Below are 13909 nucleotides of genomic sequence, written 5' to 3'. Positions count from 1 at the left end.
CGGGTCGGCGCCACACGGGTCGGCGCCACACGGGTCGGCGCCACACGGGTCGGCGCCACACGGGTCGGCGCCGCACGAACCGGAGGTCGCAGCTGTCGGTGCCGTCAGTGACGTCGGTGCCGCTGACGCACTGGTCGATCGCGCCGAACGGGGCGGCCCCCGGACGACGGGACCCGTACCCGGGCTGCCGCCCCGCGCACGTGCCGCCCCCGCGCACGTGCCGGGCCGTCACCCGGCCGTCCGTCCGTCCCCGTAACGCCGCCCGCGCTGAGGGGCCCCACCGCACCAGGGCCCCTCAGCCCCCCGAAAACCCGACAGCGCCGGAGGCTAATCAGCCAGCGGCAGGTACACCCGGTTCCCCGCCGCCGCGAACTCCTTCGACTTCGCGAGCATCCCCTCCTCGATCTCCTCCGCCGACGCCGAGGACGCGAGGTCGGGGGCGAACTGCTCGGCGATACTCCTACTGATCTTCATCGAGCAGAACTTGGGACCGCACATCGAGCAGAAGTGCGCCGTCTTCGCGGGCTCCGCAGGCAGCGTCTCGTCGTGGAACGCGCGGGCCGTGTCCGGGTCCATGGCCAGGTTGAACTGGTCCTCCCAGCGGAACTCGAAGCGGGCCTCGGACAGCGCGTCATCCCACTCCTGCGCCCCCGGGTGCCCCTTCGCCAGGTCGGCGGCGTGGGCCGCGATCTTGTACGTGATGACGCCGGTCTTCACGTCGTCGCGGTCCGGCAGGCCGAGGTGTTCCTTCGGGGTGACGTAGCAGAGCATCGCGGTGCCCCACCAGGCGATCATCGCGGCACCGATGCCGGAGGTGATGTGGTCGTAGGCGGGAGCCACGTCCGTCGTCAGCGGACCCAGCGTGTAGAACGGCGCCTCCTCACAGATCTCCTGCTGGAGATCGATGTTCTCCTTGATCTTGTGCATCGGCACATGGCCGGGCCCCTCGATCATGGTCTGGACGCCGTGCCGCTTGGCGATCGTGTTGAGCTCGCCGAGCGTGCGCAACTCGGCGAACTGCGCCTCGTCGTTCGCGTCCGCGATCGAGCCCGGCCGCAGCCCGTCGCCGAGCGAGTACGTCACGTCGTACGAGGCGAGGATGGCGCACAGCTCCTCGAAGTTCTCGTACAGGAAGGACTCCTGGTGGTGCGCCAGGCACCACGCCGCCATGATCGAGCCGCCGCGCGAGACGATGCCCGTCTTGCGGCGCGCGGTCAGCGGTACGTACCGCAGCAGCACGCCGGCGTGGACGGTCATGTAGTCGACGCCCTGCTCGGCCTGTTCGACCACCGTGTCCCGGTAGATCTCCCAGGTCAGCTCCTCGGCCTTGCCGTCGACCTTCTCCAGTGCCTGGTACAGCGGCACCGTCCCGATCGGCACGGGTGAGTTGCGCAGCACCCACTCACGGGTGGTGTGGATGTTCCGCCCGGTCGAGAGGTCCATGACCGTGTCGGCGCCCCACCGGGTCGCCCAGGTCATCTTGTCGACCTCCTCCTCGATGGAGGAGGTGACGGCCGAATTACCGATGTTGGCGTTCACCTTCACCAGGAACTTCTTGCCGATGACCATCGGCTCGATCTCCGGATGGTTGACGTTCGCCGGCAGAACGGCCCGCCCCGCTGCGATCTCGTCGCGCACCGTCTCGGGCGGGACGCCCTCCCGGATCGCGACGTACTCCATCTCGGGCGTGATGTCGCCGCGTCGCGCGTAGGCGAGCTGCGTGACCGCGCCGTGGTCCCTGCCGCGGCGCGGCAGTCGGGGCCGACCCGGGAAGACCGCGTCGAGGTTGCGCAGTCCACCGCGCGGCGCGGTGTGCTTGAGGCCGTCGTCCTCGGGCCGCACGGGCCGCCCCGCGTACTCCTCGGTATCGCCGCGGGCGATGATCCAGTTCTCCCTGAGGGGCGCGAGGCCGCGCCGTACGTCCGTCTCGACACCCGGATCGGTGTACGGACCCGACGTGTCGTACAGCGTCACGTCCTCGCCGTTGGTCAGGTGCACCCGCCGTACGGGCACTTGGAGGTCGGGGCGCGAACCCTGCACGTATCCCTTGTGCCAGCCGATGGCAGACGCGTGTGTGTCCTGAACGGTCATGAGACCAAACTCCCTACGCCGGCATTACCCGGTAACAGGTTCGGCGGTCGGCGCAGCGTGGGGGTGCGGGGTCAGAACCCACGTCACCACACGTCAGCGCCCTCTCAGCCCGGTGCTCCGAGCTCCCGCGTGTGCAAATGCCTGACCACGCTAACGCCATGTCCGGCGCGAAGACCAGAGGGCCTCCCCGTGCCCTTGGCATGATCTGGCCTGTGACCCGACCTCAGCAGCCCGCCGAACAGCCGCCGGAGCAACGGCCTGAGCGGCGGCCGGAACAGCCGCCCGGGCCGTCGAGCGGTCACCGCGGCGGCCACTCCGACAGCCACGGACACCAGCAGGGCGGCCATGCGGGCGGCCACACGCACCACCACGGCCCAGCCGCGCCCGTCTCCCGGCATCTTCGTACCGTCATCGCCGCGGTGCTGATCCCCTTCACCGCCGCCGTCGTCGTGGGGCTCGTGGTGATGTGGCCGGGCGGGACACCCGCCCACCAACGTTCGGGGGTGGGTTTCGATCAGCAGACGCAGCAGGGCCTGGTGACCCGGATCGTGCCGATGGCCTGCGGCGACGCCCAGGCGGCGCAACTCCCCTCGGCGGGCGGCACGGCCTCCTCTTCGGGCGGTTCGGGAAGTGGGTCGGCGCCCGCCTCGTCGTCGTCACCGGACGACGGGGGCTGCAAGAAGGCCACGGTCGAGGTGGAGACCGGAAAGGACAAGGGCAGGCAGTTCGACCAGGTGGTCCAGCCGGACGCACCGCGGCAGTTTCACGTGAAACAAGGAGTCGTCCTGGCGTACGCGCCGCAGGCGCCGCATGACCTCCAGTACTCCGTCACCGATGTCGACCGCAAGCTCCCGCTCTATCTGCTGGCCGCCGTCTTCGCACTGGCGGTGGTCGTCGTCGGCCGGATGCGGGGTGTGATGGCGCTGGTGGCGCTCGCCGTCTCGTTCGGCGTCCTGACGCTGTTCATCCTTCCGGCCGTGCTCCAGGGATCGAACCCGCTGCTCGTCGCGGTGATCGGGGCCGGCGCGATCATGCTCATCGCGCTCTACCTGTGCCACGGACTGACGGCCCGTACCTCCGTCGCGGTGCTCGGTACGCTGGTCTCCCTGCTGCTGACGGGTGTGCTGGGCCTGGTGTTCATCCACTGGACGAGCCTGACCGGGAACACCGACGAGAACACCGGACTGATCCACGGCCTGTATCCGGGCCTCGACATGAGCGGTCTGCTGCTGGCCGGAGTGATCATCGGATCGCTCGGCGTCCTCGACGATGTGACGGTCACCCAGACCTCCGCCGTATGGGAACTCCACCAGGCGGACCCGTCCTTGGGGCCGCGCGGACTGTACCGCGCGGGCATCCGGATTGGCCGCGACCACATCGCCTCGGTCGTCAACACGCTGGTCCTGGCGTACGCGGGTGCCGCCCTGCCGCTCCTGCTGCTGTTCACGATCGCGGACTCGGGTGTGGGGACCGTCGCCAACAGTGAGCTGGTCGCGGAGGAGATCGTCAGGACGCTGGTCGGCTCCATCGGTCTGGTGGCCTCGGTGCCCGTGACCACGGCGCTGGCCGCCCTGGTGGTCTCGGCGGACCGCACGGCGCCATCGCCGCGCGCCGGAGCAGCGGCGGACGGCACGGGATCCGCTGCGGTGCCGGCGCAGGGCCCGGCGGACCCTGCGCCCACGCGCGGCCCCGGCGGCCGGGGCCGCCGCCGCAAGCACTGAACCGTCGCGAGCACCGCACCCTTGGCCGCGCCCCGGCCGCGTACGACCGCCACGCGCCGAGAGCCCTCACGCCGCCTGCCCCGAAGGACATGCACCCGGCCCTGTACCGGCCGGCTCTCCCGTCGACCCGGCCGCCGGCCCAGGGTGCGGACCCTGCCGCGCCCCGCGCCCGACAGGGCCCGCGCCTGGTCCACCGTCGTGCCACGACGGGCCCGGCCCGCTCTCAGCCCGCGTTCTCCTCGGCCAGGATCCGGCCGAGTTCCTTCTCCAGCGATCCCTCGAAATCACCGGCCGCCTGCTCCTGACCGAGTGGCACCAGTCTGTCTGTGCGGTCGAGGAAGGCGACAAGCGGCGCGGCACTCACGCGGAACAGTGCGTGGTCCTCGCCGACCTGAAGCCGGATGTGCACGTCAGAAAGATCCTCGGGCGTGGTCGGGGCGATATGCACATCCCCGTCCCCGCTCGGGACATTGATTCCGTCGAGCAGCAGCTCGCGACCGAACGTCCACGTGACGGGCGCGTCACCGGGCAGGTGGAACGTCATGCGCACCGCGTAGGGATCTTCGGTTTCGTAATGGAGTTCCACCGGAATCCGGAAGGCAAGCTCCTCGGAGACGAGGAAGCTCATCTGGACCTCGGCCTGTACCGATTCGCGCATCATGCACCACTCCGGAGTAGATACGGCTAGGAATGATCCCCTTGCCCCCCTTGACGCAATCGTCCTCGAAGCGCTAACAGATCACAAGGAGTAATTTTTCAGATACTGATAGAGAAGGTTCCCGAGGTCAGCAGCGTGCTGATCTCTCTGCGTAACCGTTCGGCCGTCGGGAGGAGCTGCTCCTCCCTCGCGAGGGGCACAGAAATGGCCAGAGCGGCGGCAGCGGGCCCGACCGATATCGGCAGGGCGGCGCAGGCGGTGCCGAGCGCGTACTCCTGCCGCTCGATCACCGGCCGCAGCGGATCACGGGCCGTACGGTCCAGCGCGGCGAGACGGGTGAGCAGCGCCCCGGTGCTGCGTACGGTGTGGGGCGTCAGCGACGAGACGGGATACCGGTCCAGGTGGTCGCGGCGCGCGGCACCGTCCAGCTGGCTCAGCAGGCACTGGCCGAGCGCGTGCGCGTGGCCGGTCGCACGGAAATCGGCCCACTCCTCGACGGCCGGCGTCTCGGGGGAGTCGGCCACGGAGACGAGTTCGATCTCGCCATCGCGGTAGACCGCGAAGTAGACGGGTGCGCCGAGGTGGTCGCACAGCGACCTGAGCATCTCGACGATCTTGCTGCGACGATTCTGCAGGGCTTCGTCCCTCGCCAGCCGGGGCACAGCGGCGCCCAGCAGGAACACGCCGTTCTCCCGGCGGAGGTATCCCTCGTGGCACAGGGTGCGCAGCAGGTGGTACGTGGTGGGGAGGGGGAGTCCCGCCTCCCGGGCGAGCTGCTTCGCCGGGGCGCCGTCCCGATGGGAGGCCACCGACTCCAGCAGGCGCAGCGCTCGCTGCACGGAGCCGATCAGCGTGGGCGCCCCGGCGCGTGAGGCAGCCGGGGCGTTCACGGCGGAGAATGGTGCTGTGGCCATGGGTCACCCCCAGGGGTGCTGACGGGCAGCCGCCCGCCCGCGGGGGCCGCCCCCGCGCACCCGCCGCACCCCGCGGGAACCGCCAGGGCGCGGCAGAGACCAGTCACTCTAAAGGCACATCCGGCCCCAGGATGGTTTCCCGTACGGCTTTCCCCCGCGCGGGCTAACCGGCCTCACGGGGAGACCGGCCTACCAGCCGTCCCGCGACGACGATGACGTGAACTTGCGTACGAGGAAGATGAGTCCACCGACCAGGGCGACCAGGATCAGAGCCTTGAACAGCAACCCGATCACGAACCCCACGATCGTGGTGATCAGCCCGCCGAACACGAAGAGGACGATCAGGGGTATGGCGACCCACTTGACCCACCAGGGCAGCCCCGCGAAAATTTCCCGCCTTGCCATCGCCTCGACCTCACTCCTCCGGACCGCTCCGGCTCCGTCCGGCGCATCCGACTTCGGCGGGCGCGTCCGTGTGACGCTTTCGATGCTAGAACCCGGCGCGACGAAACGGGGGGCTCCGACCCCTCGCTCTCCCCTGACCCGACCCTGAGTCCGGGCTAGGGGTGACGCTCAGCTCTCCGGGGGAGAGAAGACGACCATGACCCGGAGGTCCTCCGTGATGTGGTGGAACTTGTGCGCGGTGCCGCGCGGCACGAAGACGACGCTCCCCCTGGCCACCTGCGTCGTCTCCATCCCGACGGTGATCGACGCACGGCCGCTCACCACGAGATACACCTCGTCCTGCTGGTGTGGTCGCTGTCGGTCCGCCTCGCCCGCGTCCAGCGCGTAGAGCCCGAGCGACATGGTCTGCGCGTGCAGGAACTGCAGGTACGCGCCGTCGTTGGCGGCACGCTCCGCCTCCAGCTCGTCCAGTCGAAATGCCTTCATGCCACGATCAGACCATGAAGATTTGCGCAGTCAAGACGATCGCCGCCGGTGAGGCGAAGCCGTGACCGGCCATGACGACACGGCACCCGGCGCCATCCCAGCCTCGGGACACGAGGGTGGCCTCCAGGGCACGGCCACGGGACGCGAGACGGGCGAGGGGACACGCGCGGTACGAGCGGGTCTGCCGGAGCCGCTGAAGTACGAGCCGACCCTGCCCGGCCCGGTTTTCGCTGCCCACTACCACCTGCCGGGCGAACCGACCGGCCCTTATACGTACGGCCGTGACGAGAACCCGACCTGGACGCATCTGGAACGGGCCATCAGCGAGCTGGAGGCCCCGGGGCGCCCCGTGGAGAGCGTCGTCTTCGCCTCGGGCATGGCCGCGATCTCCGCCGTCGCCCTGTCGCAGCTGCGCGCCGGCGACGTCGCCGTCTTCCCGGACGACGGTTACCAGGCGCTGCCGCTGCTGCACGACCAGCTCAGGGCGTACGGCGTCGAGGTGCGGACCGCGCCCACGGGCGGCAACGCGCAGCGGAAACTGCTGAGCGGGGCGAAGCTGCTGTGGCTGGAGACCCCGTCCAATCCCGGGCTCGACGTGTGCGACATCCGGGCACTGGTAGGCGAGGCCCACAGCGCCGGCACGCTCGTCGCCGTCGACAACACGCTCGCCACGCCGCTCGGCCAGCGCCCGCTCGACCTGGGCGCGGACTTCTCGGTCGCCAGCGACACCAAGGGCATGACGGGCCACGGTGACCTGCTGCTCGGCCATGTGACGACCGCCGACGCCGAACTCGCGGCCTCCGTACGGCGGTGGCGCAAGATCGCGGGCGCCATCCCGGGCCCGATGGAGGCCTGGCTCGCACACAGGTCCCTCGCCACACTCCAGCTCCGCAACGACCGGCAGTGCGCCACCGCGCTCACGCTGGCGTACGCGTTGCGTGAGCGACCCGAGGTCAGCGGCCTGCGCTACCCGGGACTGCCCGACGACCCGTCGCACCGGGTGGCGTCGGTCCAGATGCGCCGGTACGGCTCCGTGCTGTCCTTCACGCTGCCCGACCGCGAGCACGCGGAGCGTTTTCTGGACGGTTTGCACCTGGTGGATGACGCGACCAGCTTCGGAGGCGTACGGTCCACCGCGGAACGGCGCGGACGGTGGGGCGGCGACGCCGTGCCGGAGGGGTTCGTCAGGTTCTCGGTGGGCGCCGAGGACCCGGAGGATCTCGTGGCGGACGTCCTGCACTCCCTGGACGGCCTTGGTTTCACGGGAAACAGGCGCACGGGCTGACGGCCGCCCGCACAGGAGCGGACGGTCCGAGCCTCCCCCCTCGTGGCTCGGACCGTCCTCGGGTTCCACGCGTGAAGAACCACGCGCATAAGGCTAGTTGACTCTGCGTCAGTGTCCAATCACAGGACAGGCACCGAGGTATCGACAAATTTATAGTTGGTCACCCGATGGTCGGGTCACGGGAGAAGGCGACGTTCGGGGGAGGCGCGGCACATGGACCTCGCGCTGTTGCGCACCTTCGTCGCCGTGCACCGCGCGGGTTCCTTCACCCGCGCCGCCGCCCTCCTCGGGCTGTCCCAGCCGGCCGTCACCAGCCAGATAAGGACGCTGGAACGCCAGCTCGGCAGGCCGCTGTTCCTGCGTCAGGCGCGTGGTGTCACGCCCACGACGGTCGGGGACGAACTCGCCCACCGGGCGGCACCCCACCTCGACGCGCTCATCGAGATCACCGAGACGGATCTCGGCGACGACTCCGGCGTCCGGACGCTGCACCTCGCGGGACCTCCGGAATTCGTCTCGCTGCGGGTACTGCCCGCGCTCGTCCCGCTCACCTCCCAGGGCCTCGCGCTGCGCACGTCCTTCTTCGGGAACGCCGGAGAGACCCTCGATTCGCTCGCCGCGGGCCACCACGACCTGGCAGTCGCCACGGCCCGGCCACGGGGTGAACTCTTCAGCGCCGTCCCCCTCTGCGACGAGGAACACGTCCTGGTCGCCGGACCCCGCTGGGCCGCACGGCTCGGCCCGGCCGTCCTGCGGGAGGGCCACCTCGTGCTCTCCCAACTGCCGGTCATCGAGGTGCACGAGTCCCTGCCGTTCGTGTCCCGCTACTGGACTGCCGTCTTCGACTCCCCACCCGCGAAGGCGGGCTCCGTGATCGTTCCCGATCTGCGCGCCGTGCTCGAGTGCGCCGTCGCGGGCGCGGGACTCGCGGTACTGCCCCGCTACCTCTGCCAGGGGGCGCTCGACCGCGGGGAGGTCGTGGCGCTGCTCGACCCGCCCGTACCCTCCCTGCGCACGTACTTCCTCGTCGCACGCGCCGGCACGCTGACGCTGCCGCCGATCGCGCGGGCGCACGAGTGGCTGCTGCGTGCTGCCGGGGACTGGTGAGAGCGGGGACGACAGGCGTTTCGAGGGGCGTCTCACGGGCCAACCTCTTCCCATGACCGAAAGTCCAGTGGTCAAGCGCACCGCACGCGCCATCCTGCTCGACGGCGACGATCTGATACTGATCAAACGCACCAGACCAGGAGTGCCTCCCTACTGGGTCACACCGGGCGGAGGCGTGGAGGAGAGCGACGCCACCGTCGTTGACGCGCTGCACCGTGAGGTCGACGAGGAACTCGGCGCCAAGATCACCGACGTGGTGCCCTGCTTCGTGGACACCGTCGAGCATGCCGCCGAAGGCGCCGCGGACATCTCCGGCGTCAAGGTCCAGCACTTCTTCGTCTGCCGTCTGGAGTCGATGGACCCCTCACTGCGGCATGGACCCGAGGTCGACGCGCCGCGCGGCGAGTACGAGATCGTCCGGGTGCCGTTCAGCCGCGTCGGGATCGCAGCGGTCCACCTCGTACCGCTGTCGCTCCGGCACTACCTCGACGGCAACATCGAGGGCGTACGGGCGATGCACGCACCGGATCTGGGCTGACAGCCGGCGCTGTCCGAGTCCGTACGGTCAGCCACGCGCCAGCGCGTAGGCACCCCGCAAGTCGCCGCCGTTGTACGCGTGGGTGGCGATGCTCGCGACATGGTGGTCACCGTTGACGGCGACCGCGCTCCCCACGACCCGGAACAGCTCCGCGTCCGATATCGAATCGCCGTACGCCACACAGTGCTCCAGCTCCAGCCCGAGCTCCGCACAGAGCTGCCGGGCCGTATGCACCTTCGCCATGGGGCCGAGGATGCCGGAACGCACGATCGGCTGGGTGAACGGCACAGCGGGCCAGAGCGAGCCGTGGGCCGCCTGTACGCCCCACTCCAGCAACCGCTCCACGAAGAAGTTCGGGCCGAGCGAGATCACCGCACAGTGGTCCCCCTCGGCCCGGATGTCCGCCCAGACCTCCCGGATCCCGTCCAGCCAGGGCGCCTGCTCGAAGGCTGCCGACACCTGGTCCACCGTGAGATCCACCCACAGCTCCCTCGCTCGCACGGCGAACTCGTCCGCCGGCAGGCCACGAGTGACGAATTCCCGCTCCAGTTCCGCGATCTCCGTCATCACCCCCAGCTGGCGGGATATCTCCACGGCTGCGGCAGAACCCCTGATCAGCGTGCCGTCGACGTCGAAGAGGTGCAGTCTGCGTGTGGTCGCCATGGAAGGGACAGTAATACGCACGGGCGGCCCGGTCCCCGTGTCGTGTTTCACGTGAAACACGACACGGGATTTGTAGCCACTTTGCCTAAAGCGGTGGACGAACGATCACCGGCTCCGTCAGCCTGGGCGCATGCCGACACCGCTCGCCGAGCTCCCGATCCGGCCTCTGACCGTGCACGACCTGTCGTCCTGCGTCGCGGTCGCGGTGGACCGCGGGTGGCCGCCCGACGAGCGCAAGTGGCGGCTCCTGCTCACGGCGGGGAACGGATACGGGATCGACGATCCGAGCGGAACGGGTCTGGCAGGGGTATGCGTCCTCACCCGGTACGGAACCCCGGGCGCCGGTCACACCCGAGAACTGTCCGCGATCGGCATGCTGCTCGTCGCGGCGCGCCACGAGCGGCAGGGAATCGGCCAACGGCTGATGCACCACGTACTGCGCGAGGCCGACGGCGCGCCACTGGCGCTCTACGCGACGCGGTTCGGCCAGGCCCTGTACGAGCGGCTCGGCTTCACGACGGTCGGCCAGAACATCACGGTGAAGGGACGGCTGCGCGCCCCTGCGCCGACGGGGTGTTCCCCGGAAGGCATCACCGTCCGTACGGCGACCGCGGAGGACCTGTCGACCGTCGTCCGGCTCGACGCCGATGTCTTCGGCGTCGACCGCACGCTGATGATCACTCGCCTCCCGGCCTTCGCCGATCAGCTGCGGGTCGCCCTCGACGGATCCACGGTGATCGGTTACGGCGCCACCTGGTCCAGCGCCTCCTCCGACGTCATCGGTCCACTGATCGCCCGCGACACGGCCACCGCGAAGGCACTGTTCGGCGCACTCGCCCACGCGACCCGGCGGCCGCTGCGTACGGACATCGACGCGCGCCATGAGGACCTGCTCAGCTGGCTCAAGGAACAGGGCATGGACGCGGTGCTCACCACCCCGGTCATGGTCCGGGACACGCAGAACCTGCCCGGCGATCCTGAGCGACGATTCGCACCGCTGACCATGGCGACGTGCTGAGCGGCCGGGGAGCGCCGGTCCACCGGAAGGGTCAACGGTGACGGCAGGCCGCAGGCAACGCCGCGGGCCCGCTCCGGTAGCCGCCCCGCGGTGCAGCGCTAGTCCCCGCCTAGGGTGAAGCCCATGAGCGACGACGACCTGGCGATACGACCCGCCACCCTGGACGACCTGGCCGCGATCGTGGCGATGCTCGCCGACGACGTGCTCGGCGCGCAGCGCGAGGATCCCAGCAACCTCGCCCCTTACGCCGAAGCGTTCCAGCGGCTTGCGGACGATCCGAACCAGCACCTGATGGTGGCAGCACGCGCGGGCCGGATCGTCGGCACCCTGCAACTCTCCATCGTGCCCGGCCTGTCCCGGCAGGGCGCCTCGCGCTCGATCATCGAGGGCGTGCGAGTGCACGCGGACGAACGCGGAAGCGGGTTGGGCACCCGCTTCATCACCTGGGCCGTCGAGGAATCCCGGCGGGCGGGATGCCGGCTGGTCCAGCTCACCTCGGACGCGACCCGCATCGACGCTCACCGCTTCTATGAGCGGCTCGGCTTCACGGCCTCGCATGTGGGCTTCAAGATGAACCTCTGAACGGGACGGCCACAGGCCGCGCCACCACCGCCATGCGCCGGGAGCGGGTGTTTCACGTGAAACGTCCTCTCCCGGCGCGCGCTCATCGGGGACGGTCAGACCGGGTCAGCGAAGCAGTCAGGGGCTGGTGCCGTCCGCCGCCACGCCGGTTCATCGTCCGTCGTCCATGACCGGGGTCAGCGCCAACCGTCGGGGTCCACCCCGCCGGGGACGGCGTCGACCGGATCGTACGGCTGTCGTGTGAAGACGAACGTACCCAGGTCGAGGTGGCTGACGGTGCCGTCCGCCCGCAGGACCACACGCAGCGTCTCCCCCGCGTAGTAGCCGTCGAGGCCGCGCCAACTGCGTTCGCCGAGTGCGCCACCCGTACCGTGATCCCTCGTGGGCACGAAGCGCGAACCGCGCCCACCACCGCGCAGCGGATACAGCTCCAGCCCGTTTCCGGCGACGAGTTTCACTCCGAACGCGTTGGTCCCCCAGTACCACTGCCCCGCGAGCTCCAGCAGCCCCTTGTCGAATGACGCCATGGGCCGCCATGGCGCGGGGAGGCGCGGTTCGGCATCCGCGACGATGGTCACCAGATCGGCGGTGATCCCACCGATGCCCGGGCCCGACGTGGCATTGGACAGCGCGACCGCGACGAGCCCCTCCTCCGCATGCGTCCAGAGACAGGCGACGAAGCCCGGCAGCGAGCCCGTGTGGCCCGCCAGCGTGCGGCGACCACGTCGCGCGAGCTGGACACCCAGTCCGTACCCACCGGCCCAGTCGTCGGGCTCGGGCGGTACGGACGGCGTCCTCATCTCCCGGACAGCGGCGGCATTCAGCACCCGCTCGTCGCCCTGTAGGAGAAACGCTCCGAACCGGCAGAGGTCCCCGGCCGTCGACCAGAGCTGCCCGGCCGGGGCCATCGCGCCCAGATCGTGCGAGGGTTCGGGCAGCATCGCATCGGCCCAGGGGTGTACCGCCCAGCCTCCCGCGTGCGGGGCGACCGGCCCGTACGTCGTACGGTCGAGAGCCAGGGGTTCGAGTACCTCCCGCCGCAACGCGTCCTCCCACGGCTCCCCGCGGAGCCGTTCCACGACCGCGCCGAGCAACGCGTAGCCGGGGTTGGAATAGTGGTGGCGCCGGCCCGCCGGATGCAGCGCCGCGTCCTGCCCGAGGATCTCGGACAACCCGGGACGCTGCGTTCCGGGTGTGCGCTCCCACCACTCCCCGGGCGGCTCGGCCCGCAGCCCCGAGCCGTGGCCCAGCAGATGAGCGATCGTCAGCTCCCCCACACCCGTGTCCGGCACATGCTTCTCCAAGGGATCGGCCAGATCGAGCAGGCCCTCCTCCCGCAGCCGCATCACCAGGACGGCCGTGAACGTCTTCGTGATGGATCCGATCCTGAACTGGGTGTCGGAGTCCGGCGCGTGCCCGTCCACGCAGCTGCGCGATCCCTCCCAGAGCAGGTGTCCGTCCCGCCCCACCGCCCCGACGAGGGAAGGGGCTCGCCCCTGGGACTGGCCGACGGCGACGCGCTGCAGGAGCGCGCGCCGAGTGGTGGGCAACAGGCTTTCCACCAGGGGATCGGTCTCAAAAGATGAGGTCATGCCCCACACCTACCCTTCCGTCACCCGCCGGTCGAGTCCATTCCCCGGCCCGGCCGCACTCACTGAGAGCCGCCAGGCCGTCGGTCCTCGTCCGGACAGGCGATCCGCCGTGCCAGAAGGGCACGGTCGCCCCCGACGCGGGGGTCGTCCACCGGCACGCGCCCGTACAGCGCCGGCACGAGGTCGCTCGCCGAGCCGCGCAGCGCGGCGTCGACGGGACCGTCGCAGGACGCGTCACTGGCGCCCGCCTCCGTCAGGCGACCACCCAGGAGGCGCCCTCCGTCGCGTACGGCACGATCCGGGCCGGCCTGCCGGACCACGCACCCGCCGTGCCGAAGGAGAGGCCCGCCCGTTCGCCGACACCGTCGGGACCGACGTCGCCCGGCAGTGGCTCCGGACGGCCGCGGTCTCCTGGAGTTCGTAGGCCTGCAGAGCAGCCTCCTGCACTTGGTGCCGCGCCACCGCGCCCGAGGTCATCGGCACGTCCGAGCTGCCCCACCACGCCCAGCGGGCCCCGGTCGGGCCCGGCATCCCGCAGCGCCGCCAGCAGGGCCCCGGTCGCCTCCGCCGATCGGCCGAGCAGATCGGCGGACGCACCGGTGATCCGTCCCGTGGGCGGCTCCTCCGACGGCCCCGCCACCACCCCGGCCCAGAAGAAGTGCACCTGCGTGATGTGTTCGACCAGGTCGGCCAGTGAACAGACGGGACATGAGGGGACCCGGACCGCGGTGTCGCTGGAGCCCGCCACGGCCGCGCGCAGCGCAGCGCTCCGGTCAGCCACCAGCACAAGCAGCCTCGCGAAAGCAAGGGAGCGGTCACACCTGCTTCCTGGAGGGGGAGGCGACGGCC

14 protein-coding genes are annotated in these 13909 nt (G+C 70.5%); 6 read left to right on the top strand and 8 right to left on the bottom strand.

The genetic code is table 11. The features are described 5' to 3' along the window. Positions 1-327: 327 nt before the first annotated feature. Complete coding sequence (gene thiC / locus OG310_RS18150; RefSeq protein ID WP_329456919.1) at positions 328-2091, bottom strand: phosphomethylpyrimidine synthase ThiC; 1764 nt, start codon at positions 2089-2091, stop codon at positions 328-330. 200 nt (positions 2092-2291) lie between these two features. On the opposite strand from thiC, the gene OG310_RS18145 reads away from it, so the two are divergent. Beyond that, positions 2292-3812 carry a YibE/F family protein gene (locus OG310_RS18145; protein ID WP_443078676.1) on the top strand — a complete coding sequence of 507 codons (1521 nt, stop codon included), beginning with the start codon at positions 2292-2294 and terminating at the stop codon, positions 3810-3812. Between the two features lie 223 nt (positions 3813-4035). On the opposite strand, the gene OG310_RS18140 is transcribed toward OG310_RS18145, so the two are convergent. The 4 genes from OG310_RS18140 to OG310_RS18125 form a co-directional block, all read right to left on the bottom strand. Then, the gene (locus tag OG310_RS18140) at positions 4036-4470 is read right to left on the bottom strand and encodes an SsgA family sporulation/cell division regulator (RefSeq protein ID WP_225014206.1); all 435 of its coding nucleotides are present in this window, start codon (positions 4468-4470) and stop codon (positions 4036-4038) included. Positions 4471-4568: 98 nt separating this feature from the next. Continuing rightward, positions 4569-5384 (bottom strand): IclR family transcriptional regulator, encoded by an 816-nt coding sequence (locus OG310_RS18135; protein ID WP_329456917.1) that lies wholly within the window; start codon positions 5382-5384, stop codon positions 4569-4571. Positions 5385-5573: 189 nt separating this feature from the next. Continuing rightward, entirely contained in the window at positions 5574-5789 is a 216-nt protein-coding gene (locus OG310_RS18130) for a DUF5326 family protein (RefSeq protein WP_329456916.1), read from the bottom strand. Positions 5790-5957: 168 nt separating this feature from the next. Continuing rightward, positions 5958-6275, bottom strand: coding sequence for a cupin domain-containing protein (locus OG310_RS18125; RefSeq protein ID WP_329456915.1), 318 nt, complete (start codon positions 6273-6275; stop codon positions 5958-5960). A 94-nt stretch (positions 6276-6369) separates the two neighbouring features. Here OG310_RS18125 and OG310_RS18120 point away from each other — a divergent pair, with 94 nt between their 5' ends. From OG310_RS18120 to OG310_RS18110, 3 genes are all read left to right on the top strand, one after another. After that, on the top strand, positions 6370-7560 hold the full coding sequence (locus tag OG310_RS18120; protein WP_329460237.1) for a cystathionine gamma-lyase: 1191 nt from the start codon (positions 6370-6372) through the stop codon (positions 7558-7560). A gap of 213 nt (positions 7561-7773) precedes the next feature. Continuing rightward, positions 7774-8667 (top strand): LysR family transcriptional regulator, encoded by an 894-nt coding sequence (locus OG310_RS18115; RefSeq protein ID WP_329456914.1) that lies wholly within the window; start codon positions 7774-7776, stop codon positions 8665-8667. A 52-nt stretch (positions 8668-8719) separates the two neighbouring features. Beyond that, the gene (locus OG310_RS18110) at positions 8720-9205 is read left to right on the top strand and encodes an NUDIX hydrolase (RefSeq protein WP_329456913.1); all 486 of its coding nucleotides are present in this window, start codon (positions 8720-8722) and stop codon (positions 9203-9205) included. A 27-nt stretch (positions 9206-9232) separates the two neighbouring features. Here the strand turns inward: OG310_RS18110 and OG310_RS18105 are convergent, their stop codons facing one another. After that, positions 9233-9868 (bottom strand): HAD family hydrolase, encoded by a 636-nt coding sequence (locus tag OG310_RS18105; protein WP_329456912.1) that lies wholly within the window; start codon positions 9866-9868, stop codon positions 9233-9235. A gap of 130 nt (positions 9869-9998) precedes the next feature. Here OG310_RS18105 and OG310_RS18100 point away from each other — a divergent pair, with 130 nt between their 5' ends. Together OG310_RS18100 and OG310_RS18095 are read left to right on the top strand one after the other, a co-directional pair. After that, a complete protein-coding gene (locus OG310_RS18100; protein WP_329456911.1) occupies positions 9999-10886 on the top strand; it encodes a GNAT family N-acetyltransferase in 888 nt (295 codons plus the stop codon). A 123-nt stretch (positions 10887-11009) separates the two neighbouring features. Continuing rightward, complete coding sequence (locus OG310_RS18095) at positions 11010-11468, top strand: GNAT family N-acetyltransferase (protein ID WP_329456910.1); 459 nt, start codon at positions 11010-11012, stop codon at positions 11466-11468. 176 nt (positions 11469-11644) lie between these two features. Here the strand turns inward: OG310_RS18095 and OG310_RS18090 are convergent, their stop codons facing one another. Beyond that, a complete protein-coding gene (locus OG310_RS18090; protein WP_329456909.1) occupies positions 11645-13060 on the bottom strand; it encodes a serine hydrolase domain-containing protein in 1416 nt (471 codons plus the stop codon). Between the two features lie 253 nt (positions 13061-13313). Continuing rightward, the gene (locus OG310_RS18085; RefSeq protein WP_329456908.1) at positions 13314-13841 is read right to left on the bottom strand and encodes a maleylpyruvate isomerase N-terminal domain-containing protein; all 528 of its coding nucleotides are present in this window, start codon (positions 13839-13841) and stop codon (positions 13314-13316) included. Between the last annotated feature and the right edge of the window lie 68 nt (positions 13842-13909).

It is taken from the genome of Streptomyces sp. NBC_01497 (assembly GCF_036250695.1).
Lineage (GTDB): Bacteria > Actinomycetota > Actinomycetes > Streptomycetales > Streptomycetaceae > Streptomyces.
Note: the sequence above shows the minus strand (reverse complement) of the source record. Positions and strands in the feature narration are given on the sequence as shown.